Annotated in this window: 25 protein-coding genes; 14 read left to right on the forward strand and 11 right to left on the reverse strand. The window is 72.1% G+C overall.

Translation table 11 applies throughout. From position 1 onward, the window contains the following. Positions 1-5: 5 nt before the first annotated feature. From ACIHEI_RS02130 to ACIHEI_RS02140, 3 genes are all read right to left on the reverse strand, one after another. Positions 6-1,724, reverse strand: coding sequence for a SpoIIE family protein phosphatase (locus ACIHEI_RS02130; protein WP_396605303.1), 1,719 nt, complete (start codon positions 1,722-1,724; stop codon positions 6-8). A 57-nt stretch (positions 1,725-1,781) separates the two neighbouring features. After that, positions 1,782-2,519: a methyltransferase gene (locus ACIHEI_RS02135; protein ID WP_396605304.1), complete on the reverse strand. Its 738-nt coding sequence runs from the start codon at positions 2,517-2,519 to the stop codon at positions 1,782-1,784. Positions 2,520-2,943: 424 nt separating this feature from the next. Further along, positions 2,944-5,916, reverse strand: a complete 2,973-nt coding sequence (locus tag ACIHEI_RS02140; RefSeq protein WP_396605305.1) for an AfsR/SARP family transcriptional regulator — start codon at positions 5,914-5,916, stop codon at positions 2,944-2,946. A 208-nt stretch (positions 5,917-6,124) separates the two neighbouring features. On the opposite strand from ACIHEI_RS02140, the gene ACIHEI_RS02145 reads away from it, so the two are divergent. Then, positions 6,125-6,325 (forward strand): hypothetical protein, encoded by a 201-nt coding sequence (locus ACIHEI_RS02145; RefSeq protein ID WP_387637807.1) that lies wholly within the window; start codon positions 6,125-6,127, stop codon positions 6,323-6,325. A 66-nt stretch (positions 6,326-6,391) separates the two neighbouring features. Here the strand turns inward: ACIHEI_RS02145 and ACIHEI_RS02150 are convergent, their stop codons facing one another. After that, a complete protein-coding gene (locus tag ACIHEI_RS02150) occupies positions 6,392-8,053 on the reverse strand; it encodes a fumarate hydratase (protein ID WP_387868259.1) in 1,662 nt (553 codons plus the stop codon). Positions 8,054-8,287: 234 nt separating this feature from the next. On the opposite strand from ACIHEI_RS02150, the gene ACIHEI_RS02155 reads away from it, so the two are divergent. Both ACIHEI_RS02155 and ACIHEI_RS02160 read left to right on the forward strand, forming a co-directional pair. Then, positions 8,288-9,025, forward strand: a complete 738-nt coding sequence (locus tag ACIHEI_RS02155; RefSeq protein WP_396605306.1) for a DUF1707 domain-containing protein — start codon at positions 8,288-8,290, stop codon at positions 9,023-9,025. 244 nt (positions 9,026-9,269) lie between these two features. Continuing rightward, complete coding sequence (locus tag ACIHEI_RS02160) at positions 9,270-9,623, forward strand: WhiB family transcriptional regulator (protein WP_387638868.1); 354 nt, start codon at positions 9,270-9,272, stop codon at positions 9,621-9,623. A gap of 176 nt (positions 9,624-9,799) precedes the next feature. On the opposite strand, the gene glpX is transcribed toward ACIHEI_RS02160, so the two are convergent. After that, the gene (gene glpX, locus ACIHEI_RS02165) at positions 9,800-10,840 is read right to left on the reverse strand and encodes a class II fructose-bisphosphatase (RefSeq protein ID WP_387637798.1); all 1,041 of its coding nucleotides are present in this window, start codon (positions 10,838-10,840) and stop codon (positions 9,800-9,802) included. A gap of 183 nt (positions 10,841-11,023) precedes the next feature. Here glpX and ACIHEI_RS02170 point away from each other — a divergent pair, with 183 nt between their 5' ends. Further along, positions 11,024-11,551, forward strand: coding sequence for a DUF4245 domain-containing protein (locus ACIHEI_RS02170; protein ID WP_396605307.1), 528 nt, complete (start codon positions 11,024-11,026; stop codon positions 11,549-11,551). 70 nt (positions 11,552-11,621) lie between these two features. Here the strand turns inward: ACIHEI_RS02170 and ACIHEI_RS02175 are convergent, their stop codons facing one another. Next, complete coding sequence (locus ACIHEI_RS02175) at positions 11,622-12,215, reverse strand: malonic semialdehyde reductase (protein WP_396605308.1); 594 nt, start codon at positions 12,213-12,215, stop codon at positions 11,622-11,624. 128 nt (positions 12,216-12,343) lie between these two features. Continuing rightward, positions 12,344-12,574 (reverse strand): exodeoxyribonuclease VII small subunit, encoded by a 231-nt coding sequence (locus tag ACIHEI_RS02180; RefSeq protein WP_387637792.1) that lies wholly within the window; start codon positions 12,572-12,574, stop codon positions 12,344-12,346. Positions 12,575-12,635: 61 nt separating this feature from the next. On the opposite strand from ACIHEI_RS02180, the gene ACIHEI_RS02185 reads away from it, so the two are divergent. After that, a complete protein-coding gene (locus tag ACIHEI_RS02185) occupies positions 12,636-13,124 on the forward strand; it encodes a GNAT family N-acetyltransferase (protein WP_392953806.1) in 489 nt (162 codons plus the stop codon). Between the two features lie 4 nt (positions 13,125-13,128). Here ACIHEI_RS02185 and xseA read toward each other — a convergent pair whose 3' ends face one another. Continuing rightward, positions 13,129-14,343 carry an exodeoxyribonuclease VII large subunit gene (xseA, locus tag ACIHEI_RS02190; protein ID WP_396605309.1) on the reverse strand — a complete coding sequence of 405 codons (1,215 nt, stop codon included), beginning with the start codon at positions 14,341-14,343 and terminating at the stop codon, positions 13,129-13,131. Positions 14,344-14,419: 76 nt separating this feature from the next. Further along, the gene (locus ACIHEI_RS02195) at positions 14,420-15,817 is read right to left on the reverse strand and encodes an APC family permease (protein WP_396605310.1); all 1,398 of its coding nucleotides are present in this window, start codon (positions 15,815-15,817) and stop codon (positions 14,420-14,422) included. A 73-nt stretch (positions 15,818-15,890) separates the two neighbouring features. On the opposite strand from ACIHEI_RS02195, the gene ACIHEI_RS02200 reads away from it, so the two are divergent. Together ACIHEI_RS02200 and ppgK are read left to right on the forward strand one after the other, a co-directional pair. Continuing rightward, a complete protein-coding gene (locus ACIHEI_RS02200; RefSeq protein WP_396605311.1) occupies positions 15,891-16,865 on the forward strand; it encodes a 4-hydroxy-3-methylbut-2-enyl diphosphate reductase in 975 nt (324 codons plus the stop codon). Positions 16,866-17,034: 169 nt separating this feature from the next. Then, a complete protein-coding gene (ppgK, locus tag ACIHEI_RS02205; RefSeq protein WP_396605312.1) occupies positions 17,035-17,793 on the forward strand; it encodes a polyphosphate--glucose phosphotransferase in 759 nt (252 codons plus the stop codon). A gap of 43 nt (positions 17,794-17,836) precedes the next feature. Here ppgK and ACIHEI_RS02210 read toward each other — a convergent pair whose 3' ends face one another. After that, positions 17,837-18,424 (reverse strand): DUF6542 domain-containing protein, encoded by a 588-nt coding sequence (locus ACIHEI_RS02210; protein ID WP_392953816.1) that lies wholly within the window; start codon positions 18,422-18,424, stop codon positions 17,837-17,839. A 178-nt stretch (positions 18,425-18,602) separates the two neighbouring features. Between ACIHEI_RS02210 and ychF the strand changes: the two genes are divergently transcribed. From ychF to ACIHEI_RS02225, 3 genes are all read left to right on the forward strand, one after another. Further along, complete coding sequence (gene ychF / locus ACIHEI_RS02215; protein ID WP_387637775.1) at positions 18,603-19,676, forward strand: redox-regulated ATPase YchF; 1,074 nt, start codon at positions 18,603-18,605, stop codon at positions 19,674-19,676. A 152-nt stretch (positions 19,677-19,828) separates the two neighbouring features. After that, positions 19,829-20,110 carry a type II toxin-antitoxin system Phd/YefM family antitoxin gene (locus tag ACIHEI_RS02220; protein WP_387868271.1) on the forward strand — a complete coding sequence of 94 codons (282 nt, stop codon included), beginning with the start codon at positions 19,829-19,831 and terminating at the stop codon, positions 20,108-20,110. Further along, a complete protein-coding gene (locus ACIHEI_RS02225) occupies positions 20,107-20,361 on the forward strand; it encodes a Txe/YoeB family addiction module toxin (RefSeq protein ID WP_396605313.1) in 255 nt (84 codons plus the stop codon). The genes ACIHEI_RS02220 and ACIHEI_RS02225 overlap by 4 nt, the downstream gene beginning before the upstream one ends. 90 nt (positions 20,362-20,451) lie before the next feature. On the opposite strand, the gene ACIHEI_RS02230 is transcribed toward ACIHEI_RS02225, so the two are convergent. Next, on the reverse strand, positions 20,452-21,027 hold the full coding sequence (locus tag ACIHEI_RS02230; RefSeq protein WP_396605314.1) for a Uma2 family endonuclease: 576 nt from the start codon (positions 21,025-21,027) through the stop codon (positions 20,452-20,454). 54 nt (positions 21,028-21,081) lie between these two features. On the opposite strand from ACIHEI_RS02230, the gene ACIHEI_RS02235 reads away from it, so the two are divergent. The 4 genes from ACIHEI_RS02235 (at position 21,082) to ACIHEI_RS02250 (ending at position 24,703) form a co-directional block, all read left to right on the forward strand. Then, entirely contained in the window at positions 21,082-21,663 is a 582-nt protein-coding gene (locus ACIHEI_RS02235) for a TetR/AcrR family transcriptional regulator (protein WP_396605315.1), read from the forward strand. Next, positions 21,660-23,003 carry an MFS transporter gene (locus tag ACIHEI_RS02240; RefSeq protein WP_396605316.1) on the forward strand — a complete coding sequence of 448 codons (1,344 nt, stop codon included), beginning with the start codon at positions 21,660-21,662 and terminating at the stop codon, positions 23,001-23,003. The genes ACIHEI_RS02235 and ACIHEI_RS02240 overlap by 4 nt, the downstream gene beginning before the upstream one ends. A gap of 615 nt (positions 23,004-23,618) precedes the next feature. Further along, positions 23,619-23,987, forward strand: coding sequence for a VOC family protein (locus tag ACIHEI_RS02245; RefSeq protein WP_396605317.1), 369 nt, complete (start codon positions 23,619-23,621; stop codon positions 23,985-23,987). Next, positions 23,984-24,703, forward strand: coding sequence for an alpha/beta hydrolase (locus tag ACIHEI_RS02250; protein ID WP_396605318.1), 720 nt, complete (start codon positions 23,984-23,986; stop codon positions 24,701-24,703). The genes ACIHEI_RS02245 and ACIHEI_RS02250 overlap by 4 nt, the downstream gene beginning before the upstream one ends. Positions 24,704-24,992: the final 289 nt, after the last annotated feature.

Here is a 24,992-nt window from a genome sequence, read left to right on the forward strand (position 1 = left end):
GGCGCTCAGATGCGCTGCTCGAACCAGACCACTTTGCCCGCCCCCAGCCGGGTCGCACCCCACCGGTCCGCACACCGGGCGACTATCTGGAGGCCGCGCCCACGCTCCTCGTCGGGGCCCGCCCGGCGGGTGCGGGGCAGCGCCGCCGAGTCGTCGCCGACCTCGCAGCGCAGCCGCGAGGTGCGCACCAGCCGGAGCGTCACCGGGCGGGTGGCGTGCCGGATCGCGTTGGTGACCAGCTCGCTGACCATCAGTTCGCAGTTCTCCCGCAGATGGTCCAGGCCCCAGTTGTGCAGCGCGTGCCCGGCCAGCCGGCGCGCCCGGCCCGGCGTCTCGTGCCGCGGCTGGAGGTACCAGTAGGCGACGTCGGAGGCCGGGATCCCGTCGAACGCGGCGGCCAGCAGCGCGATGTCGTCGGCCCGGTCGCCCGGCGGCAGGATCCGCAGCGCCTCCTGGCACAGCTGCTCGGGGGTGAGCCGGTTCGCCCCCTCCAACCGGGCCCGCAGCAGTTCGAGTCCGGTGCCCAGCGGGCGGCGGCGGGTCTCCACCAGGCCGTCGGTGAACAGCAGCAGCGAGGATCCGGGCGGCGCGGCCAGCTCCACCGAGGTGAAGTCCACGCCGCCGACGCCGATCGGCGCGCCGGGTGGCAGGTCCAGCAGCTCACTGGTGCCGTCCGGGCCGACCAGCACCGGCGGCACGTGCCCGGCGTTGGCGATCACCACCCGGCCCGCGATCGGGTCGTACACCGCGTACACGCAGGTCGCCAAGTGGTGCTCGCGGCCCAGGCGTTGAGCCTGCTCGTCGAGGTGGTACAGCACCTCGTGCGGCGGCAGGTCCAGGCCCGCCAGGGTCTGCGCGGAGGTGCGCAGCTGGCCCATCACCGCGGCCGAGGTCAGCGAGTGGCCCATCACGTCGCCGGCGATCAGTGCCACCCGGTTGCCCGGCAGCGGGATCGAGTCGTACCAGTCGCCGCCGACCTGCGCCCCGCGCTCGCCCGGCAGGTAGCGGTGCGCCAGGCGCACGCCGTGCGGCTGCGGCAGGTGCGCGGGCAGCATCGAGCGCTGCAACTCGTCCGCGATCTCCCACTCGCGGGTGTAGCGCAGCGCGGTGTCCACGGCCAGGCCCGCGTGGGTCGCCAGGTGCGCGGCCGTCGCGGTGTCCGCCGGGTCGAACGACACCGGCTGCCCGTCCGCGGCCGGGCGCCGGATCAGCAGCAGCATGCCGAGCGCGGCCTGCCGCCCGTGCAGCGGAAGCGCCAGCAGCGCCGTCCCCGCCGGCAGCCGGCCCAGCGCCCGGGCGCCGAGCAACTCGGCGGGCAGGCCGCCGCGCCGCTCGTCCAGCACCGTCGGGCCGTGCGGGGCGCGCCGTTCCAGGGCACGCTCCAGCGCGCTGCCGGGCGGCACCGGGCGCAGGCCGCCGGAGCGGCCCAGCTTCGTCCCGGCGGTGTGCAGCACCCGCAGCGCGCGCGGACGCCCCAGGTCGCGCTCGACGTCCGGCAGGGGGTCGCGGACCAGCACCACCAGGGCGTCCGCGAGCTCCGGCACCAGCACCCGGCCCAGGTTGCGCAGGGTGGCCGTCAGATCCAGCGAACTGTTGATCCGCCGGGCCGCACCGTCCAGGTACGCCAGGCGCTCGGCAAGCCGGGGCAGCCCGTCGGGCGGCGGATGCCGCTGGACGGGGACGGCGGGCTGCTGCCCCGCCAGGGGCTCCAGGTGGTCGCGCACGGGCTGCCCGATTCTGTGCAGATGTGGAGGACGTCGAAGGCGGCGGCTGACTCCCGGTCAGCCGGTGCGCCGACAGCGCAGGTACAGCTGGGTCTCCGGCGGCTGCGCAGACCCCGCCGGGGCGTAGGACTGGCTGTCCACCGCCTCCACGGCGAAACCGGACCGCTCCAGCAGGCCGACCAGGTCCTCACGCAGATAGCCGCTGACCCGGATCCGCTGGTCCAGGAACGGCAGCGCCGCGTCGTCCAGGTCCGCCTCCACCATGCCCAGCGCCAACAGGCCGCCCGGGCGCAGCAGTTCACGGATCCGGCCGAGCGCCTCGGCGATCTCCGTCCGCGGCAGCATCAGCAACGAGAAGAACGCCGCCGCACCGTCCAGCGTCCCCGCCCCGGCCGGCCCCAACTCGGGCACGCCCCACAGTTCTTCGGCGTTCCCGGTGGCCAGATCGACGACGTCGAAGCGGTGGAACACCGCCTCCGGCACCGCCTTCCGGGCCTGCTCCAGCATGCCCGCCGAGAGATCCACACCGATCACCCGCAGCCCACCGTCCGCCAGCTGACGCGCGGTCGGTTCACCCGCGCCACAGCCCACGTCCAACACCACCGCCCCGGCCGGAAGCTGCTCCACCAGCCACCCGGCACACGCCAACTGGCCCGACCTGGCCGGAAACACCTCCTGGTACCGCTCCCCCATCGCATCGAAGGCAGCGGCCTGGCCGGCCCGCTCGGCCCGGCGGCCCTCCCCCGCGGACGCCCGCTCGGCGTCGGCGGGGACTTCAGTCTGTTCGTCCGTCACGTGATCTGGGCACCTCTCCCGCGCGCGTCCTGCCCCACCCGTCGTGGTCCGCACACCACTCCCGACCCTGGTTTATGAGAATAAACGCGATCACCGCACCGTGGAGTCCGTTTCCGGCCAACTCGTTCGCCGTTGGGCGATTATCGCCCGCCGACCGAAGCACACCGTCGCCCGCAACGGAGCGCACCAGCCCCCCGCACGCCGCCCGCCACGCCCGCACCACACCCCTGACCAGTCCCAATACCCCATCAACCACCCAGCCGCCGGCGTTTATCGAACGTCAATCGCGGCCTGGCAGAGTCTTCCTCAGCGCCGGGGAAGCGTCAAAGCGTTCCCGCAGCCGGGGGGCTGCGGGAACGCTGACGCCCCGGGGGGACAGGCCTTCGCCGGGGGACCAGGGGGGTACCACGGGGGAGCGAAGGCCTTACGGCGCGGGGGGAGGAGAAGGCTCGGTGTGCCGAGAGTCGATGAGGTCCTGCACGGGCTGGGCCTCGGGCACACCGAGCCGCGTGAACACCGTCAACGCCTCCTGAAGACACGCCAGACCGCGCGAAGGCTGCCCGAGTTCGAGCAGCGCCTCGCCGAGAGCGGCGTTGGCCATGCCCTGGCAGTACGCCGCCTCGATCTCCTGCGCGATCGACAACGACTCCTCCGCCGCCTCCGCCGCCGCCGCGAACTGACCGTCGGCCAGCAGGCAGGCCGCGAGGCGGGCGAGGGAGTAGCCCTCCCAGATCGGGTGTTGATGAGCGCGGTACAGCTGATGAGCTTCACGCAGGTGTATGGCCGCCTCGCCCGGCTCGCCGGTGGACCGCAGCACCACGCCCAACTGGTAGAGGGTGTCCGCCAGACACGGCACGTTGCCGGACGCCCGGGCAGCCGTCACTGCCGCGCGGGCGGCCTCCACTGCCTCCTCGTGCCGGTCCAGGCCTGCGTAGGCACGAGCCATATTGGCGAGCAGCCGGGCCTCGTTGATCGGCGCGTCCATTCGGGACACGATCAGGCGGGCCTGCTCGTAGAACGGCAGCGCCTCCGCCGGTCGACCCGCCATGATCAGAACGATCGCGAGTGCATTGGTCGTGACCAGCCGCAGCATGGTGGCCCGATCATCCGAAAGAAGCGCCAGGCTGGCGGCCAAAGCCTCTTCTGCCTCGGCGAGTTCGGCTGCCACCTGATGCATGTGACCGAGCGCGTAGTGCACCCGGGCCAGGGTCGCCGCGTCTCTCCGCGCTGCCGGATTCGCTGCGACGCCGTGCAGCACACTTCGGATGCGCGGGGCGAGCGATGGGTCTTCGACCACGCTGGTCATGCTCTGCAGGATGTCCACTGCTGGCTGCAGCAGCTCCAGCGGGGCACTGGCCGTCGCCTCCACCGCGCCGAGCAGGACCGCAACCTCGGAGCGGAGCCACTCGCGGGCCGTTGCGGTGTCGGAGAACGTCAGCCCGGACGACTGCGCGACGTGCAGTGGCTCTACCGAAATGTCGTCAGGTTCGAGTACCTGCTCGGCGTTCCGCATGGTGGCATGAACCAGATCCAACAGCCTCAGCAGCGCATCCTGCTGGAGCTCAATGTCCGCGATCTTCGCATTCTGCCGCTGAGCGTAGAGCCGCAGCAGGTCGTGGTAGCGGTACCGGCCGGGCGTGAAGCACTCCAGCATGTTGGCCTCGACCAGCGCCTCCGCCAGGTCCTCCGCTTCCTGCTCGGGAGCGCCGAGCAGCGCGGCGACGGCCGCCAGCGGGAGGTCCGGCGAGTCCACCAGCGCGAGCAGCCGGAACGCCCGGGCCTCCTCGGGCTGGAGCTGGGCGTAACCGAGCCCCAGGGTGGTCTCCACGGCGAGGTTGCCGAGTTGGAGCTCCTGGAGACGGTTGCGCTGGTCCGCTAACCGGCGCGCGAGGTCCGAGACGCTCCAACGCGGCCGACTGGCCAACCGGGCGGCGGCGATGCGGACCGCCAGCGGCAGGAAGCCGCAGGAGGTCACCACCTGGAGCGCGGCCTCGGGTTCGGCGGCCACCCGCTCGACACCGACGATCGCGGAGAACAGCGCCAGTGCCTCGTCCGGGGTCAGCTCCTCGATGTCCACCAGGTGCGCGCCGGGGATGTCCGCCAGCCGCGAACGGCTGGTCACCATCACCGCGTTGCCGGAGACACCAGGGATCAGCGGCCGCAACTGCTGGGCGTCGCGGGCGTTGTCGAGCAGGATCAGCATCCGCTTGTCGGCCAGCAGCGAGCGGTACATCGCGGAGCGCTGGTCCAACGAGTCGGGGGCGTCGGGCGTGCCGAGCGCGTGCAGGAAGTCACCGAGCACGACAGCCGGGTCGGCCGGGGACGCACCCGCGCCGCGCAGGTCCACGTACAGCTGCCCGTCCGGGAATTCCGGCCGCAGCAGGTGTGCCACGTGCACCGCGAGGGTGGTCTTCCCGACACCGCCGATGCCGGCCAGCGAGGTGACGACCACGGCTTGGCCGGAACCTGCCCTCAGCACGTCCCGGAGCTCGTTCACAATCTTGCTGCGACCGCTGAAGTCCGATACGTCGGCCGGGAGTTGAGCAGGCGGGACGAACGGGGTCGACTCCTCCGCGGCGGCCTTGGACGGTGCGGCGAGGACCGCCATCAACTCCGGGTCGCCAGCCAGGATGCGGGCGTGCATAGCGGCCAGCGCGGTGCCGGGCTCCACGCCCAGTTCCTCGATCAGCAGCTTCCGGGTGTCCGCGTACACACCCAGGGACTCGGCCTGCCGGCCGCTGCGGTACAGCGCCAGCATCAGCAGCTCGCGCAGCCGTTCGCGCAGCGGATGGGCGGCGGAAAGCGAGTTGAGCTCGGCCACCACGTCGGCGTGCAGGCCGATCTCCAGCGCCATCGCGCAGCGCTCCTCGGCGACTGCGAGTCGACGTTCCGTCAACCGACTGCGCTGTGACTCCGCGTAGGGCCCAGGCACTCCCGGAAGCGGGCGGCCGCTCCACAGGTCGAGCGCCGACACCAACCCGTCGTGGGCGGAGCGGAACGCACCCTCCGCCCGCGCGTTCGTGGCCTCGGCGACCCGCTGCTCGAAGACCGCCAGGTCCATGGACTCCGTCGGAATCCGCAGTGCGTAGCCGTCGCTCACCGAGACCAGAACCTCGGCGGGCTTGCGGACTTCGCGGTTCGGTTCCAGTACCGAGCGCAGCCGGGAGATGTACGTGCGCAGTGCGGCGACCGCCTGCGGCGGGGTTCGATCACCCCAGATGCCGTCCACCAGGTCGTCGGTGGTCACCGGGCGGCCCTCGCCGAGCAGCAGGGCGACCAGGACCGCCTGCTGTTGCGGCGATCCGAGTGCGAGCGGTGCATCACCGCGCCATGCCTGGACAGGGCCGAGCACTTGGAAGCGCAACGCCTCGGCGGAGCGCGTGCCCTGAAGCTCCATGTCCTCCCCTGTGGCCGATGAACCGTCTGTTCCCCACGCTGACACCGGTCGTGTGGGGGCGTCAGCTTATGAGGGTGTGAGCAAACGTCCACCAAGCGGATGCAGGGTACGACGTTTATGAGACATTTAGCGCCCCCTACGATACTGGCCGCGAGCCCGGGGAGAGTCGTCCGGGCAATCACCCTTTAGCTGAAAGGCGGCCCACCCCATGGCCGACGAGACCATCACGGCTGCGCCCGCGACCGAGCACACCGCTGCCCCCGCCGACCCGAACTCGATCGAGAAGGCCCTCGAGGTGCTGGCCGAGCAGCCGGCTGCGGCCCCGGTCGAGAAGCAGATCGAGAAGCCGATCGCGCCGAAGGACGACGAGACCTTCGAGCCCCTCGGCACCATCATCAACTGCCCGTGACCAGTACCCGCGTCACCAGAACGAGCCCCGACCCTCACCGGCCGGGGCTCGTCCCGTTTCAGCGGGTCACTGCGCCGAGCGCACCCGCAGGTTGGTGATCAGCGGGCCGTCCGTGACCTCGGCGAAGAAGTCGTTGCCCTTGTCGTCCACCACGATGAACGCCGGGAAGTCCTCGACCTCGATGCGCCAGACGGCTTCCATGCCGAGCTCGGGGTACTCCAGGACCTCGACCTTCTTGATGCAGTCCTGCGCGAGTCGCGCCGCCGGGCCGCCGATCGAGCCGAGGTAGAAGCCGCCGTGCTCGTTGCAGGCCTTGGTGACCTGCTTGGAGCGGTTGCCCTTGGCGAGCATGACCATCGAGCCGCCCGCGGCCTGGAACTGGTCGACGTAGGAGTCCATCCGGCCGGCCGTGGTGGGGCCGAAGGAGCCGGACGCGTAGCCCTCGGGGGTCTTGGCGGGGCCGGCGTAGTAGACCGGGTGGTCCTTCATGTACTGCGGCATGCCCTCGCCGGCGTCCAGGCGCTCCTTGATCTTGGCGTGCGCGATGTCGCGGGCGACGACCAGCGTGCCGGAGAGCGAAAGCCGGGTCTTCACGGGGTACTTGGAGAGCTGCTCGCGGATCGCGGCCATCGGCTGGTTGAGGTCGACCCGGACCACGTCGCCGTCCAGGTGGGCCTCGGTGGTCTCCGGCAGGTACTTGGCCGGCTCGGTCTCCAACTGCTCCAGGAACACGCCCTCGGCGGTGATCTTGCCGAGCGCCTGGCGGTCGGCCGAGCAGGAGACGGCCATCGCGACGGGCAGCGAGGCACCGTGGCGGGGGAGGCGGATGACGCGGACGTCGTGGCAGAAGTACTTGCCGCCGAACTGGGCGCCGATGCCGATCTTCTGGGTGAGTTCGAAGACCTTCTGCTCCAGCTCCAGGTCGCGGAAGCCGTGGCCGGTCTTGGCGTCGCCGCCGGTCGGCAGGTTGTCCAGGTAGTGCGCGGAGGCGTACTTCGCGGTCTTCAGGGCGAATTCGGCGCTGGTGCCGCCGACCACGATCGCCAGGTGGTACGGCGGGCAGGCCGCGGTGCCGAGCGAACGGATCTTCTGCTCCAGGAAGTTGAGCATCGACGATTCGTTGAGGATCGCCTTGGTCTCCTGGTACAGGTACGACTTGTTCGCCGAGCCGCCGCCCTTGGCCATGAACAGGAACTTGTAGGCGTCCCCGTCGGTGGCGTACAGCTCGATCTGGGCCGGCAGGTTGTTGCCGGTGTTCTTCTCGTCCCACATGGTCACGGGGGCCATCTGGGAGTAGCGCAGGTTCAGCTTGGTGTACGCGTCGTACACGCCGCGGGCGATCGCCGACTCGTCCTGACCGGAGGTCAGCACGTTCTGGCCGCGCTTGCCCATCACGATCGCGGTGCCGGTGTCCTGGCACATCGGGAGGATGCCGCCGGCCGAGATGTTGACGTTCTTCAGCAGGTCCAGCGCGACGAAGCGGTCGTTCGGGCTGGCGTCCGGGTCGTCCAGGATGCGGCGCAGCTGGGCCAGGTGGGCCGGGCGCAGGTAGTGCGAGATGTCGTGCATCGCCTCGGCGGTGAGCAGCCGCAGGGCCTCCGGCTCGACCTGCAGGAAGGTGCGGCCGCCGGCCTCGAAGGTGGAGACGCCCTCGGAGGTGAGCTTGCGGTACGGGGTGGTGTCCGCACCGAGCGGGAGCAGGTCGCGGTAGGCGAACTCTGAAGCCATGGGGGAGATCCTTCAGTTCTTTCGGCGTCGTCGACGAGGCACCCTCCAGGTTAGGCGCACGGAGCACGGCCCCGGCGCTCAGGTCGGCCTGCGTGACGCGGGTCACGCGTGCGCGCCCGTGAGTGAGCCGCCCGCTCGCGCCATCCGTACGCGCCCGCCGTGCTTCCGGTCCGTGCCACGCGCATTGCGTCGAACCGGCGTTCGGGCCGGGAGTGGGCTCGCTAGGCTTGTGACGTGGACAACTCTCCCGAGCAGCAGCAGCCGCAGGGCCAGCCGCCCGCCCCGATGAAGAAGAACGAGCCCGCGCCGGCTCCCGGCACCGACCTGGCCGGCGAGCTCCGGGCCGCCGACGCCGACCGCGAGCGGGTCGCCGACCTGCTGCGGGACGCCTACGCGGAGGGCCGGCTCACCGTCGACGAGCACGCCGAACGGATCGAGGCCGCCTACAACGCCCGCACCTTCGGCGAACTGGAACCGCTCACCCGCGATCTGCCCAGCCACCCGGGGCCGATCCGGCACAACCTGACCAAGCCGCCGCTGGACGCCCCGGCCCCCGCCCCGCAGCAGCAGCAGCCGCTGCCGCCGGCCCGGGCCGAATCGCCCACGATGCTCGCGGTGTTCGGCGGCGCCGCCCGCAAGGGCCGCTGGCGGGTGAGCTCGCACCTGAAGGCCGTGGCCGTGTTCGGCGGCGTCGAGATCGACCTGACCGACGCGGTGTTCGAGTCGCCCGAGGTGGTCATCGAGGTGTTCGCGGTGTTCGGCGGCGTCGAGATCCGGGTCCCGGAGAACGTCACCCTGCAGGGCAGCGGCGCCGGCATCTTCGGTGGTTTCGACGTCCGCGAGCAGACCTCGCCGGACCCGTACGCGCCGGTGGTGCGGATCAAGGGCGCGGCGGTGTTCGGTGGCTGCGAGGCCAGGCCGAAGCGCGGCAAGAAGCTCAAGGAGTGGGTGCGCCGGCAGCTGGAGGGCTGACCTGCGGAAACCTCACGGGGCGTCAACTCACCTGGCGGCACTCGTCGTTGTTCCGAGTGCACTGGGTAGTCGATTGCGTGCGGTGTGCATGAATCCGGGGGCGGCGGGGTAGTTCCAATCGCACATCGTTCCTGTACGGCTGTGACCCCGCGGGTCGGCGACGGTGCCACGGCGAGGGAGCACGGGGCAGTCGGGCAGGAGGCGACCGATCCCCGAGCCTTGAGCCTGGTCAGGAGTCACCGTGCTGCATCCGATCGAGTCCACCGCCGCCGCCCGCCGCCCCGCGGCCCCGCCGGATCAGGACGACAGCCCCTGGCACACTTCGGCCGCCTGCCGCAGCGACGAGGCCGGGTTGTTCTTCGCTCCCTCCAAGGAGCCGACGGCCACCCGGCTCTCCCGCGAGGAGCAGGCCAAGCGGGTCTGTGCGCGCTGCCCGGTGCTGCTCGAATGCCGCGAGCACGCGCTGGCCCAGCCCGAGCCGTACGGCGTCTGGGGCGGGCTGACGGCCGCCGAGCGCCGCGTGGTGCTCGCCCGCCGGCGCCGCCGGGAGGCCGAACTGCTGGACGCCAGGCGCCTGACGGGCCGGATAGCCGGCTGAGAACGGACGCGGGGCCGGCCGGGGAGGTTCTCCCCGGCGGCCCCTGAACGCCTGCTCGTCATCGCCGACCGGTCCACGCCGATCCGTCAACGCCGATCCGTCAACGGCGATCCGTCAACGGCGACCGGTCAACGCCCGTTCGCGGGCGTCTCGTTCGCGTACGCGCCGGTCCGGCCTCAGTTGGCCCGGCCGAAGTCGATCGCGCTGTAGGCCCGCAGCTTCGACAGCTTGTGGGTGGAGTCGATCTGCCGGATCGTTCCGCTCTTGGAGCGCATCACCAGCGACGAGGTGGTGGCGGTCTCCGAGCGGTAGTGGACGCCGCGCAGCAGCTCGCCGTCGGTGATGCCGGTGGCGACGAAGAACACGTTCTCGCCGCTGACCAGGTCGTCGGTGTGCAGCACCCGGTCCAGGTCGTGGCCGGCGTCCAGCGCCTTGCGCTTCTCGGCCTCGTCCTTGGGCCACAGCCGGCCCTGGATGGTGCCGCCCATGCACTTCATCGCGCAGGCCGCGATGATGCCCTCGGGGGTGCCGCCGATGCCCATCAGCAGGTCGACGCCGGTGCCCTCGCGGGCCGCCATGATCGCGCCGGCCACGTCGCCGTCGGAGATGAACTTGATCCGGGCGCCGGCCTCGCGGATCTCCCTGACCAGGCCGTCGTGGCGGGGCCGGTCGAGGACGACGACGGTGACGTCCTCGACGGCGGAGCCCTTGGCCTTGGCGACCCGGCGGATGTTGACGGCCGCGGGGGCGGTGATGTCCACGAAGTCGGCGGCCTCGGGGCCGCAGACCAGCTTGTCCATGTAGAAGACCGCGCTGGGGTCGAACATGGTGCCGCGGTCGGCGACCGCGAGGACCGCGACGGCGTTGTTCATGCCCTTGGCGGTCAGCGTGGTGCCGTCCACCGGGTCGACCGCCACGTCGCATTCGGCGCCGGTGCCGTCGCCGACCCGCTCGCCGTTGTACAGCATCGGGGCTTCGTCCTTCTCGCCCTCGCCGATGACGACGACACCGTTCATCGAGACGGTGGACACCAGGGTGCGCATCGCCTTCACGGCCGCGCCGTCGGCGCCGTTCTTGTCGCCCCGGCCGACCCAGCGGCCGGCGGCCATCGCGGCGGCCTCGGTGACCCGGACCAGTTCGAGGGCCAGGTTGCGGTCGGGGGCTTCCGGCGCGACCTCCAGGGCGCTGGGAAGGTGGTGCGGGTACTGCGTGGTCATCGTCGTTACCTCTCTGTACGCGACGACAAGTCAGCATCGGGTCACGGAGGGTCACCGGCGCTGCTGCGAGGGTTGCTGCGATCGTATCGGCAGGTGGAACGGGAGTCTGCGGCGCACTCCGCGCGCACCGTGACGGGGCGGCCCGAGCGCCGGTCTTCCGTAAGCGCCGCCTACCATGGGCGGGTGGCAGGCAACAGCAGCAAGAAGGGCCGTCAGTCGGTACGGGACATGGTCCTGTCGATGGCGGCGGTCGGCATCGTGGTGGCGGTCGCGTACTTCAGCATCCCCAGCGCGGACGGCAAGGGCGGCGTGCACCGGGTGCCGTTCCAGGCGGAACTGTCCTCGGCGAAGCGCGCCGCGCCGTACCCGCTGCTCGGCCCGCAGCCCCTGCCGGAGGGCTGGCAGGCCACCTCGGTGAGCTACAGCCCGAGTGACAAGGGCCACGCCGTCTGGCACCTGGGCCTCAGCACCGCCTCCGGCCAGTACGCGGCGGTCGAGCAGAGCGACGGCAAGCCCGACGACGTGGTCGCCAAGAACGTGCCCGGCGGCAAGCCGGACGGCACCTCCACGGTGGCCGGCCAGGAGTGGCAGCGGGTGCAGGGCGACCGCTACCGGGCGCTGACCCGCCCGGCCGGCGACAAGGGCACCACGGTGCTCACCGGCACCGCCTCGTACGAGGAACTCGCGCAGCTCGCCGAGACGCTGAAGTAGTCACGCGAGCACGCGGAAGGCCCCCGCCGGGGAACGGCGGGGGCCTTCGCTGTCACGGTGCCGAGCGGACTCAGACGGTGGTGACGACCTCGTCGTAGGCCAGGCGCGGGCTGCGCGGGAACCAGGCGTCCTCGCCCGGCTTGCCGATGTTGACGACGGCCAGCACCGAGTGGTCGCCGTCGCCGAAGAACTCCTTGTTGATGCCCTCGGCGTTGTAGCCGGTCATCGGGCCGGCGGCCAGGCCGGCGGCGCGCACGCCGATGATGAAGTAGGCGGCCTGCAGGGCGCCGTTCAGCGCGGCGGAGGACTCGCGGACCGGGCGCTCGCTGAAGAACATGTCCTTGGCCTGCGGGAAGTGCGGCAGCTGCGAGGGGAGCTCCTCGTGGAACTCGTTGTCGGCGGCCAGGATGGCGACCAGCGGCGCGCCGGCGGTCTTGGCCTGGTTGCCCTCGGCCATGTGCTGCACCAGGCGGGCGCGGCCCTCCTCGGAGCGGACCAGGACGATGCGCAGCGGCTGCTGGTTGAACGCGGTCGGGCCGAACTTCACCAGCTCGTAGATCGCCTGGATCTGCTCGTCGCTGACGGGCTCGTCCGAGAAGGTGTTGGCGGTGCGGGCCTCGCGGAACAGCAGGTCCTGGGCGGCGGCGTCGAGGGCCAGGGTCATGGCGTTGTCCTACCTCAAAGCTGTGGGGCGGTTCGGGGCACGGCCGGTGCCGTACAGACCGATTCAACTTCGGTGAAAGTTAAACCATTCCCAAGATCCACTGTGATGCGCGCCACACCTCGCTGCGGCTACTCGCCGGCGGACTCCTCGGCCGCCAGCGCCGCGTCCAACCGGGCCCGGGCACCGTCCAGCCAGCGCTGGCACACCTTCGCCAGCTGCTCGCCGCGCTCCCACAGCGCCAGCGACTCCTCGAGCGTCGTCCCCCCGGTCTCCAGCCGCCGGACCACCTCCAGCAGCTCGTCCCGCGCCTGCTCGTACCCGAGCACCTGCTCGACATCCGCACCCTGCTGATCAGCCATGCCGCCCACCCTAGGGGCTCGCCCGGACAAAGCACTTGCGCCCCCGCCTACGCTGCCCGACATGAGCACCCCACGCCCGGCCCGCCCCGAGGACGCCGCCGAACTCGTCCGCCTGCGCACGCTGATGTTCGAGTCCATGCAGGGCGAATCGCGCCCCGGCCACTGGCAGCACACCGCCCAGGACCTGGTGGCCCGCCGGCTCGCCGAGCCCGACCGGCGCCTGCAGGCGTACGTGATCGACGACCCGGACAACCCCGGCCGGCTCGCCAGCTGCGCCGTCGGCACCCTGGAACAGCGACTGCCCGCCCCCGGCCACCCCGACGGCCTGTTCGGCTTCGTCTTCAACATCTGCACCGACCCCGACCACCGCGGCCGGGGCCACGCCCGGGCCTGCACCGAGGCGCTGCTCGCCTGGTTCGACGAACGCCGCGCCACCCGGATCGATCTGCACGCCAGCGAGGGCGGCGAGGCGCTCTACCGCAGCCTCGGCTTCCACGAGCACTCCACCGCGCTCTCCCGCCAGCGGCTGCTCACCGACCTCCCCGACTGAGCCGTCAGCCCTGCTCGGGCACCCGCACCTCGAACGCGCCGCCCGCCACCCGGGCGTGCAGCGCCTCGCCGCCGGCGACCTGCGCCGGGTCCGTCACCACCGCGCCGTCCTCGCGCTGCAGCACCGCGTACCCGCGCTCCAGGGTGGCCAGCGGCGACAGCGCCACCACCCGGGCCAGCGCGTGGCCCAGGTCGGTCTGCGCGTGGTCCAGCCGGTGCCCCAGCACCCGGCGGGCCCGCTCCACCAGCGCCGTCACCTCCGCGCCGCGCGCCGCCACCGCCTCGGTCGGTGCCGCCAGCGCCGGACGGCTGCGCACCGACGCCAGGCCCGCCGCCTCCCGGTCCACCCGGTGCACCACGTACCGCCGCGCCCGGTCCCGCAACTGCCGCACCCGGGCCAGCTCCTCGCCCACGTCCGGCACCACCCGCTTCGCCGCGTCGGTCGGCGTGGACGCCCGCAGGTCCGCGACGAAGTCCAGCAGCGGCTGGTCCGGCTCGTGCCCGATCGCGCTCACCACCGGCGTCCGGGCCGCCGCCACCGTCCGCACCAACTCCTCGTCGGAGAACGGCAGCAGGTCCTCCACGCTGCCGCCGCCGCGCGCCACCACGATCACCTCGACGTCCGGATGCGCGTCCAGCTCGCGCACCGCGGCACTCACCTGTGACACCGCCTGCGGCCCCTGCACCAGCACGTTCCGCACCTCGAACCGCACCGCCGGCCACCGCCGCCGGGCGTTCTCCAGCACGTCCCGCTCGGCCGCCGAACCCCGACCGGTCACCAGGCCCACACAGCCCGGCAGGAACGGCAACGGCTTCTTCCGGGACTCCTCGAACAGCCCCTCGGCGAACAGCTTGCGCTTCAACTGCTCCAGCCGGGCCAGCAGTTCACCCAACCCGACGAGCCGGATCTCGGACGCCCGCAACGACAGCGTGCCGCGCGCCGCGTACCACTCCGGCTTCGCCAGCACGATCACCCGCGACCCCTCCTGCACGGCATCCGCGACCTGCTCGAACACCGACCGGAAGCACGTCACGGTCAACGAGACGTCCCGATCGGGGTCGCGCAGCGTCAGGAACACCATCCCCGCCCCCGGCCGCCGCGAGAGCTGCGCGATCTGCCCCTCCACCCACACCTCGCCCAGCCGATCGACCCACCCGCCGATCAGCGCCGAGACCTTAGCCACGGGCAGGGGCGCTTCGGGACTGCTCGCATTAGCCATTCCCAGAGGCTATGCGAACAGGGCGACAGGGCGCGGGCAAGGAGCGCACGTCCGCAAGATCGCGATCACGTGCAGGTCATTGTCCTGCGTCGTGATCCTGCGGTCGGGTGCCTCCCGATTCGCGCCGTTCCCCCCTCCCCTGACCTCGCATCCCCGCCAGCAATACCAACAAGCCCACCGCCAGCCAGATCCCGCCCACGATCAGCGCCGTGTGCGAAGCCTCCACCAGCACCGCGACGATCACCGCGATGCCCAGCAGCGGAACGACGGCGTGGCGCAGCCAGTCGCGGGAGTGACCACGCACCATGTACCAGCCCACCACCGAGGCGTGCAGCAGGATGAACGCGGTGAGCGCGCCGACGTTGACCACCGAGGTGAGCCGGTCGAGTCCGTCGTCGCGGCGGGCGGCCCAGACGGCGGCCACCAGCGTGATGACGGCGGCCGTCAGCAGCGCCCGCCGCGGGGTGGACGTGCGTTCCTCGACCACGCCGAGCCGCCGGGGCAGCCGCCCCTCCCGTCCCATCGCGAACACCAGCCGCCCGGCGGCGGCCTGCCCGGCCAGCGCGGCGAACGCGGCGCCGATCGCCTTGGACGCGGCGATCAGCACGTGCAGCCAGTGCCCGACGGCGGCTTCGACGGTGTCGTAGAACGCCGACCCCTGCGCGGCCGGGTCGGCGGCCAGCTGGCTCGGTGTCATGGGTTCCAGCACCGCCGCCAGGTAGGTCTGGACGACGAACAGCAGGCCGGCCAGCGCCAGGCACCACAGCACGGCCCTGGCGACCGCCGCCGACGCGCCGACCGCTTCTTCCACGAACGAGGCGATCGCGTCGAAGCCGAGGTAGGAGAGCACGGCGACGGACACCGCCGACAGCACCGCCGTCAACGAGAACCCGCCGGTTCCCCCGAACGGGGACCCCCAGCTCCGGGCCGCCCCGTGCAGCGCGAGTTCCACCGAGGCCGCGACCACGAACACCGCCAGCACCACGATCTCCATGGCCAGCACCGCGAAGCCGACCACGGCCGCCGTCCGCACCCCGATCAGGTTGAGCGCGGTGGTGATCAGCACCGCCAGCGTGGTCCACACCCACCGGGAGACGCCCGGCACCAGCGAGTTCAGCGCGATGCCGGAGAACAGGTACGCGACCGCGGGAATCAGCAAGTAATCGAGCATCGCCATCCACCCGGCGATGAACCCCGGCCCCTCGCCCAGTCCGGCCCGCGCGTACGCGAACACCGACCCGGCCCGGGGCACCGCCCGCACCATCTCGGCGTAGGACAGGGCGGTGAACCCCATCGCCACGGTGGCCACCAAGTAGACGGCGGCCACCGCCCCGTGGCTCTTGGCGTCCAGCACGCCGAACACGCCGACCGGCGCCATCGGGGCGATGAACAGCAGCCCGTACACCATCAGATCGCGCACCCCGAGAGTGCGCCGCAGTTCCGTCGAAGCCGCCTGTGTGCTCACCCTCGCCATTCCACCGGCCGCACCTGCCCCGACAGTGGCGACTCGCGTCCGTGCGGGCGGGACTCGCCCGTACGATGGAGCCATGTCCGCCAGTGCTCAGCGCCGTGTCCTGCTCGCCGCCCCCCGTGGCTACTGCGCGGGTGTCGACCGCGCCGTGATTGCCGTGGAGAAGGCCCTGGAGCAGTACGGGGCGCCCATCTACGTCCGTAAGCAGATCGTCCACAACAAGTACGTCGTGCAGACCCTGGAGAAGCAGGGCGCGATCTTCGTCGACGAGACGGAGGAGGTGCCCGAGGGCGCGATCGTGGTGTTCTCCGCGCACGGTGTCGCCCCGTCGGTGCACGACGAGGCCGAGGCCGGCAAGCTCGCCACCATCGACGCGACCTGCCCGCTGGTCACCAAGGTGCACAAGGAGGCCCGCCGGTTCGCCGACGAGGACTACGACATCCTGCTGATCGGCCACGAGGGCCACGAGGAGGTCGTCGGCACGATGGGCGAGGCCCCGGACCGGATCCACCTGGTGGACGGTGCCGAGGACGTCGCCAACGTGAAGGTCCGCGACGAGTCCAAGCTGGTCTGGCTCTCCCAGACCACCCTCTCCGTGGACGAGACCATGGAGACCGTCGGCGCCCTCAAGGAGCGCTTCCCGCTGCTGGTCTCGCCGCCCAGCGACGACATCTGCTACGCCACCCAGAACCGCCAGGTCGCCGTCAAGCAGCTCGCCCCCGAGGCGGACCTGCTGATCGTGGTCGGCTCGAAGAACTCCTCCAACTCGGTCCGCCTGGTCGAGGTCGGCCTGGAGTACGGCGCCAAGGCCGCCCACCTGGTCGACTTCGCCGACGAGATCGACCTCGCCTGGCTGGAGGGCGTGCAGACGGTCGGCCTGACCAGTGGCGCGTCCGTGCCGGAGATCCTGGTCGACGGCGTGCTGCAGCTGCTCGCCGCCCACGGCTTCGAGGACGTGCAGATCGTCAAGACCGCGGAGGAGCACCTGATCTTCTCGCTCCCCAAGGAGCTCCGCCGCGACCTGCGCGCCGAGGCCGCCGACAAGCTCTGAGCCCCCGTCAGCCCCGTCCGGCGCCCGGTTCCCTCACCTGCGGGGGCCGGGCGTCGCTCGTGCGGGCGCCGACCGTCCGGGAACGGCTGCGCCCGCCCCCGCGCCCCCGTACGTTGGTGCGAGAGCAGGCGGGCAGCGGAGGCCCCCGGCGGTACGGAAGGCGACGGCAGTGACGACGGTCTTCGGCGTGGACATCGGCGGCTCGGGCATCAAGGGCGCACCGGTCGACCTGGACAAGGGCGTGCTCGCGCAGGAGCGGCTCAAGGTGCTCACCCCGCACCCGTCCGGCCCGGACGCGGTGATCGACGCGGTCTGCGAGGTCGTCCGGCACTTCGGCCACCACGGGCCGGTCGGCCTGACCTTCCCCGGCGTGGTCGTCGACGGGCAGACCCGCACCGCCGCCAACGTCGACAAGAGCTGGATCGGCCTGGACGCCGCCACCCGGTTCACCGAGGCGCTCGGCATGCCCGCCACCGTGGTCAACGACGCCGACGCGGCCGGCCTCGCCGAAGTCACCCACGGCGCCGGCCGCGGCCGCTCAGGCGTGGTCCTGCTGCTCACCTTCGGCACCGGCATCGGCAGCGCGCTGTTCTCCGACGGCGTGCTCGTCCCCAACACCGAACTCGGCCACCTCGAAATGCGCGGCAAGGACGCCGAACGGCGCGCCTCCTCCGCCGCCAAGGAACGCCACGACCTCAGCTGGCCCCAGTGGGCCGGGCGGGTCGACGAGTACCTCGACCTGGTCGAGATGCTCTTCTCCCCGCAGCTGGTGATCGTCGGCGGTGGCGTCAGCCGCAAGCACGAGAAGTTCCTGCCCCTGCTCAAGGACCGCCGCGCCGAGATCGTCCCCGCCGAGCTCCGCAACGACGCGGGCATCGTCGGCGCGGCGATGGCCGCCGGCCGGCAGCCGCTGACCGCCGGGCGCTGACCGGCAGCCGCTGACCGCCGGGCGCTGACCGGCCGCCGCCGGCCTACCGGGCCCGGTGGCGGCGGCGCTGGGCGATGTAACGCGCGGTGACGATCGCGGCGGCCAGGCCGGTGCCGGTGAACAGCCAGCCCGCACGCAGTGCCAGTCCGCCGGCCAGCGCCACCACCTGCCCGGTGACGCCGTTGGTGGCACCCGGCTGCAGCAGCACCAGCGCCGCCGCGAACGCGATCGGCCCGCAGATCGGGGCCGCCGGGAGGTCCGGGTACCGCACCCGCACGGCCAGCTGGAAGCACACCACCAGATAGCCGAGCCCGAACAGCACCCCGAGCCCCCCGAACACCAGCCGGTCCACCCCCGCGGCCACCAGCGTCCCGGCCGCCGCGACCACCCCGGTGCCCACCGCCGTCAGCCGGGCGGGCCGCCCGCCGGCCCGCCTCCGGCGGGCAGTCAGCAGCCGGTGCGGCAGCCGCTGCAGCCACTGCACGGCGGGCGGCCCGGTCCGGCCGCCGGCGGCCGTCCGCAACCGGGACTCTGGGGGCCGGCTCTGCCCCGGAACGGCGGCCTCGTCGGCGCCGCGCCCCGGCGCTCGTCTTCTCGGCCCTGGCGGCTGGGTACGGATGCTCTGCTCCACCCGACCAACGTACGGTCCGATCATCGACACCCTGTGTAATGGCTTCCCGGCAATTGGTCCGTGTCCGGCCGGTGCACGCCCCACCACGCTGCTTCGGGCCCGCGCACGCCCCGTAGACTGGGGGATCGGCCCGCACGGGCCACCTCGACGCCCTCCAAGCCACGGGACACCACTCTCCATGTCGCTCACGATCGGAATCGTCGGCCTGCCGAACGTCGGCAAGTCGACCCTGTTCAACGCCCTGACCAAGAACGACGTGCTGGCGGCCAACTACCCGTTCGCCACCATCGAGCCCAACGTGGGCGTCGTCGGCGTCCCGGACCCGCGGCTGGACAAGCTCGCCGAGATCTTCGGCTCGCAGCGCATCCTGCCCGCCACCGTCGACTTCGTGGACATCGCCGGCATCGTCCGCGGCGCCAGCGAGGGCGAGGGCCTGGGCAACAAGTTCCTCGCCAACATCCGCGAGGCCAACGCGATCTGCCAGGTCGTCCGTGCCTTCACCGACCCCGACGTGGTCCACGTCGACGGCAAGGTGTCCCCCAAGGACGACATCGACACCATCCACACCGAGCTGATCCTCGCCGACCTGCAGACCATCGAGAAGGCGCTGCCCCGGCTCCAGAAGGAAGCCCGGCTCAAGAAGGACACCGCCCCCGTCCTCGCCGCCGCCGAGGCCGCCCAGGCCGTCCTGGAAACCGGCAAGACCCTCTTCGAGGCCGGCTTCGACACCACCCTCGTCCGCGACCTCCACCTGATGACCGCGAAGCCGTTCCTCTACGTCTTCAACGTCGACGAGGACGCCCTCTCCGACGAGGACTTCAAGAACACCCAGCGCGCCCTGGTCGCCCCCGCCGAGGCCATCTTCCTCAACGCCAAGATCGAGTCCGAGCTCATCGAACTCGAGGACGACGAGGCCCTCGAACTCCTCCAGTCCATGGGCCAGGACGAGCCCGGCCTCGCCACCCTCGCCCGCGTCGGCTTCGCCACCCTCGGCCTCCAGACCTACCTCACGGCAGGCCCCAAGGAAGCCCGCGCCTGGACCATCAAGCAGGGCGCCACCGCCCCCGAGGCCGCCGGCGTCATCCACACCGACTTCCAAAAGGGCTTCATCAAGGCCGAGGTCACCTCCTTCGAAGACCTCGTCGCCACCGGCTCCATCGCCGAAGCCCGCGCCAAGGGCAAGGCCCGCATCGAAGGCAAGGACTACGTCATGCAGGACGGCGACGTGGTGGAGTTCCGCTTCAACGTCTAGTTCGGGCGTTATCTGCGCAGGTCGGACGGGGTTCGTCTCTCTTGAGGCGGGCCCCGTCCGCTTTTCCGTGCTGACCTGGTGCTGACTTTTCAGCCCGCTGAACCGCCTGAGTGGTACGTTATGTGGTACCAGTCTTGGAGGGAGTTCAGTCGATGTCGATCACTGCCAGCGAGGCGCGCAAGGCTCTCTTCCCGTTGATCAAGAAGGTCAACGACGACCACGAGGCCATTGAAATTGTCTCCAAGCACGGCAACGCCGTACTCGTGTCGGCCGAGGACTACGCCGCCCTCCGCGAGGGTTCCTACCTGCTGCGCTCGCCGGTGAACGCCCGCCGCCTGCTCAAGGCGTACGAGAACGCCCTTGGCGGCGCAGGACTCTCCGAGCGGGAGCTCATCGACCCTGATGAGGCGGATGCCGAGAAGGGCGCCGCGTGAGGCTCGTCTTCGAAGAGGGCGGCTGGGAGGACTACACGTCCTGGCTCAAGAACGACCGCAAGATGCTCGCCCGGATCAACAAGCTCATTGAAGATGCCGTGCGCGACCCGTTCACGGGGATCGGCAAGCCCGAGCCGCTGAAGTACCACCTGCCCGGGGCCTGGTCGCGACGGATCGATGACGAGCACCGTCTCGTCTACCTCGTCACGGACCGGGAAATCGTCATTCTGGCGGCCCGCTACCACTACTGATTGCCGGTTGGGTGCATGCTCCCGCTGGTTGACGTTCCCAGCACCATGAAGGGGTCGGCCCGCCAGGGCCGGCCCCTTCGGTGCGTTCGGTCAGAGATCGGCGACGAGTTGGTCGAGGTCGAGGTCGATCTTGAACGGGACCGGACGTTGGAGTGCGCCCCGGAAGATGCCGGCCGGGGCGTAAATCCGGGTGGCGTCGTCGAGTTCGTAGACGTGGACGGCGGGATGGCCGTCCTCGTCTTCGATGCGCCAGTAGTGCGGGATCCCGGCTTCCGCGTACTTGCGGAGCTTGACGGTGCGGTCGCGGTGGGCGGATTCGGGGGAGACGACTTCGACGGCCAGCGCGACCTCTTCCGGGGCGAGCCACGTGCGGTCGCGGTCGACCGGGGCGTCGGTCACCAGCAGATCCGGTTCGGGTCGGTTGCGGGAGTCGAGCCTGATGGTCATTTCCCTGCCCACTTTGAATCCCTGCGGGCACTGGCCCATGAGCGCGACGGTGAGCATAGTGACGAGGTGGCCGTGCCACCACCGCTGCGGCGACATCATGAAGACGAGTGCTCCGTCGATGAGTTCGGTGTGTCGAGGCGCCTCGGGGAGGCGGTCGAGATCCTCCGCGAACCAGCCCTCCGCGCGCGGCGGGCGCATCCAGTCGGGCAGTGAGGTCATGCTCCTCAGGGTAGTGGGTAGACACTGTCTGCGCTCCGCTGGTAGACAGTGTCTATGGATGAGGAGCAGACGTCCCTGCGTGAGCGCCTGGTGGATGCCGGGGTGGAGTTGATGCTGGCGGAGGGGTCGGGGGCGGTGGGGTTGCGGGAGATTGCGCGGCGGGCGGGGGTGTCGCACGGGGCGCCGCGGCGGTATTTCGCTACGCATCGGGAGTTGTTGTCGGCGGTGGCGCGGCGGGGGTTCGAGGAGTTGGGGCGGCGGTTCGCGGGGGTGCGGGCGGAGGGGGCGCGGGGGCGGTTGGAGGGGGTGGCTCGGGAGTACTTGGCGTTCGCGGCGGAGCGGCGCGGGATGTTCGAGCTGATGTTCCGTCATGACCTGCTGAGCAGTGACGGGCGGGAGCCGGAGGGGCCGAGGCTGCGGGAGTCGACGGGGCCGCTGTTCGGGGGGATGGTCGGGCTGGTGGCGGAGTGCACGGGAGACGGGGAGCGGGCGCCGGTGGTGGCGGCGGCGTTGTGGGCGAACCTGCACGGGCTGGCGCAGTTGCAGGGGTGGGGGAGCGTCGAGTTGATGCTGGGGGCGGGGCGGGAGGACGCGCTGCTGGAGGCGGTCCTGGTGGCGCACCTGGGCGCGCGGTGAGCCGGTTCGCGCTGCCGGTGAGCGTCGCGGCCGCGATGCTGGTGGCCCTGGACGGCACCGTGCTGCTGATCGCCCAGCCGAGCATGCGACGCGAACTCGGGGCGGGTGCGGCCGCGTTGCAGTGGACCAGCACCGGCTACCTGGTCGCGGTCGCCGCCCTGCTGGTGGTGGCCGGCCGGCTCGGCGACCGGTACGGGCACCGGGGGACGCTGCTGGCGGGGGTGCTGGGGTTCGGCGCGGCCTCGGCCGGGATCGCGGTCGCCCCCGACGTCGGCTGGGTGATCGGGTTACGGGTCGCCCAGGGCGCGTTCGGGGCGCTGCTGCAGCCGGGAACGCTCGCGCTGCTGCGGCTGTGCTGCCCGCCGGAGCGGCTCGGCCGGGCGATCGCGGTGCGGACGGGCGCGATCGCGGTCGCCGCCGGCGCGGGCCCGCTGCTCGGCGGTGCGCTGGTGGCGCAGTTCGGCTGGCGGGCGGTGTTCTGGATCAACGTGCCGGTCGCCGTTCTGATCGCGGCCATGACGCTCGCGCTGCGACCGCCCGAGGTCGAACGGGGCCGCCAGCGGCTCGACCTGGCGGGCGCTGCGCTGCTCGCCGCCGCGCTTGCCGTCCTTGTGCATGCCCTCGCCGGGATTCCCGACCGGGGTTGGCGCGACGCCGGCATCGTCGTCGAACTGGCCGTTGCCGCAGGTCTGTTGGTGGCGCTGGTCGGTCACGAGCGGCGTACCGCCGAGCCGGTGGTGCCGCGTCCGGTGGCCCGGTCGCGTCCGGTGATCGGCTCGCTGGCGTTGCTCCTGACGTCCTCCGCCGGGCTGTTCGGCACCCTGTTCAGCACCACGTTCCGGCTCCAGGACGCGCTGCGCCTCGGCCCGCTGGACACCGCGCTGCGCATGCTGCCACTGACCGCGCTGATGGTGCTGGGCGCCCCGGTCGCCGCGCGGGCGCTGCGCCGGTACGGTCCGCGCCGCACCGCGTTCGGCGGAACGCTGCTGCTGGTGACGGGAATTGCCGCACTCGCCGGCCCGGGCGGCGGCGGGGCGGCGCCCGTCGCGACGGCGGTGGCCTCGGCGCTGCTGGGAGCGGGGTTCGCCGTGGTGATGGTGACGGCTACCGGCAGTGTCGTCGGCGATGCCCCGCCGGGGTACGCGGGCGCGGTCGGCGGGCTGAAGCAGACCGCGATGAACATCGGCCCCACGCTGGGCATCGCCACCGCCTCCGGCGCCGGCTCGCACGGCGCCCTGCCGGCCCTGGCGCTGCTGGCCGCCGTCGGACTGCTCCCGGCCGCGACGCTGCCTGCCGCACGGCACCGGCCGGGCACGGGAGTTGCTGTCAGGAGTGGGTGATGCGTCGGTCCGCGGCGGGAGAGCTCGCGGCAAGGCAGCAGGTGTCAGGTCGTCGGGTTCGCCGAGGTCGGCTGCTTTCGGCCTGGTTGCCGCGCAATGCTCGCGGTGATGGGGAGGCGCTGCCCCGGGGCGTGTCGGGGCGGTGGTGGGAGTGCGGTTGGCGGCATGGCAGTTGTCGGGTTCGGCGGTGTCGGCCGCCCAGGGTTTCCTTGCGGCCTGCCCGCTGCGCCGGGGCGTAGTTGTCCCGGCGGGTGATGTGTCGGGGCGGTGGTGGGAGTGCGGTTGGCGGCGCGGCAGTTGCCGGGTTCGGCGGTGTCGGCCGCCCAGGTCTCCCTGCGGCTTGCCGACTGCGCCGCGTTAGCCGTGGTGGGAGTTGATGTTCCGGCGGGTGGCGGGTCGGGGCGGTGGTGGAAGGGGCGGCGGCGGTGTCGGCTGCCGTTGGTCTACCTTCGGCCCTGCCCGCTGTGCCGGGCGTTGCTGTCCCGGCCTGCTTGCCCCCGCAGCACCCGCCGGGCCGGGGAGGCGCCGGTCCGGCGGGGTTGCCGGCGACACGGGTCGCGCCGAGGAACGGCTGTCGGTGGCGCGTGACACGCTGGGCCGGTGACGGAAGAGCGAATGACAGGACGTCGGCCGGTCGGGGCGCTGAGTTCGACGGTGTTGGACTGCCCGGATCCGGAGCGGCTGGCGGCGTTCTACCAGCTGTTGACGGGCTGGGAGGTGACGTACCGCAGCGAGGCGTACGTGTTCATCGGGGACGGGCCGGTGCGGATCGGGTTCCAGCGGGTCGGTGGGTTCCGGCCGCCTGCCTGGCCGTCCGACGGGGCCCGTGCCCATCTCGACTTCACCGTGCCCGAGTTGGCGCCGGCGGTGGCCGAACTGCTGGCGGCGGGCGCGACGAAGCCGGAGCACCAGGCGGGCGGCGACCACTGGGTGACGCTGCTCGACCCGGACGGGCGCCCGTTCTGCCTGGCGATCCCCGAATGACGACGGCCGGTACACCCACGCTGGCGGCGGACGGCGAACGCCTGGCCTGCACCGTGGTCGAACCCGCCGTCCCGGCCCGCCCCGGTACGGCGCTGCTGATGCACGGCGCGGGGAACAGCGGCAGGCATCGATGCCTGCCGCTGGCCCGGGAGTTGGCGGCTGCGGGCTGCCGCTCGGTGGTGTTCGACTTCGCCGGGCACGGCGAGAGCACCGGCGAACTCGGGCAGCTCTCGCTGGCCCGCCGCGCGCGTCAGGCCCGTGCGGTGCTGGAGCGCCACGCGCCGGACGGGCCACTGCTGCTGGTCGGGTTCTCGATGAGCGGCCAGACCGTCGCCGACCTGTTGGGTGAGCCCGACATCGGCGACCGGGTGCGGGCGATCGCCCTCGGGGCCCCGGCCGCGTACGCCCGCGACGTGCGTGAACTCCCGTTCGCTGCACCGGAGTTCACGGCCACCTTGCGCAGCCCGGGCAGTTGGCGCAGCAGCACGGCGTTCGAGACCTTCGCGGCGTTCGACGGCCGGGCGGTGCTGGTACTGCCCGAGATGGACGAGGTGATCCCGGCCGAGGTAACGAACGCTCTGGACGCCGCCCTGCGCACCCGTGCCGCGTACACCCGCCTCGTCCTGCCGGGCGCCGATCACATGCTCGGCACCTGGCTGAGCGGCCACCCGGAGCACCGCGCCCAGGTAGCTGCCGCGCTTCTCGGCGACGCCTGAACGGCTGTTGGGGCAGTTGCACGGCCATCCCGCCGCCGGTCGGGTCGGCACAAACCTGGGCGGTTTGGAGCGGCGCGCCAGGTGCCTGAACGGCCGTCGGGGCAGCCGCACGGCCGATCCCGCCGCCGACCGGGTCGGCACAGACCTGGGCGCCCACCGGAGCGCCGCGCCCAGGTGGCCATCGCGTCTCTTGCCGACGCCTGAACGGCCGTCGCGCCCAGCCGCACGGCTGGCCCGCCCCGCCGACGTCTGAACAGTCGCAGGAGGGGGCATGGTCGGCCCGCCGCTG

Origin of the sequence: Kitasatospora sp. NPDC051984, assembly GCF_044593455.1 — a bacterium.
Classification (GTDB): domain Bacteria; phylum Actinomycetota; class Actinomycetes; order Streptomycetales; family Streptomycetaceae; genus Kitasatospora.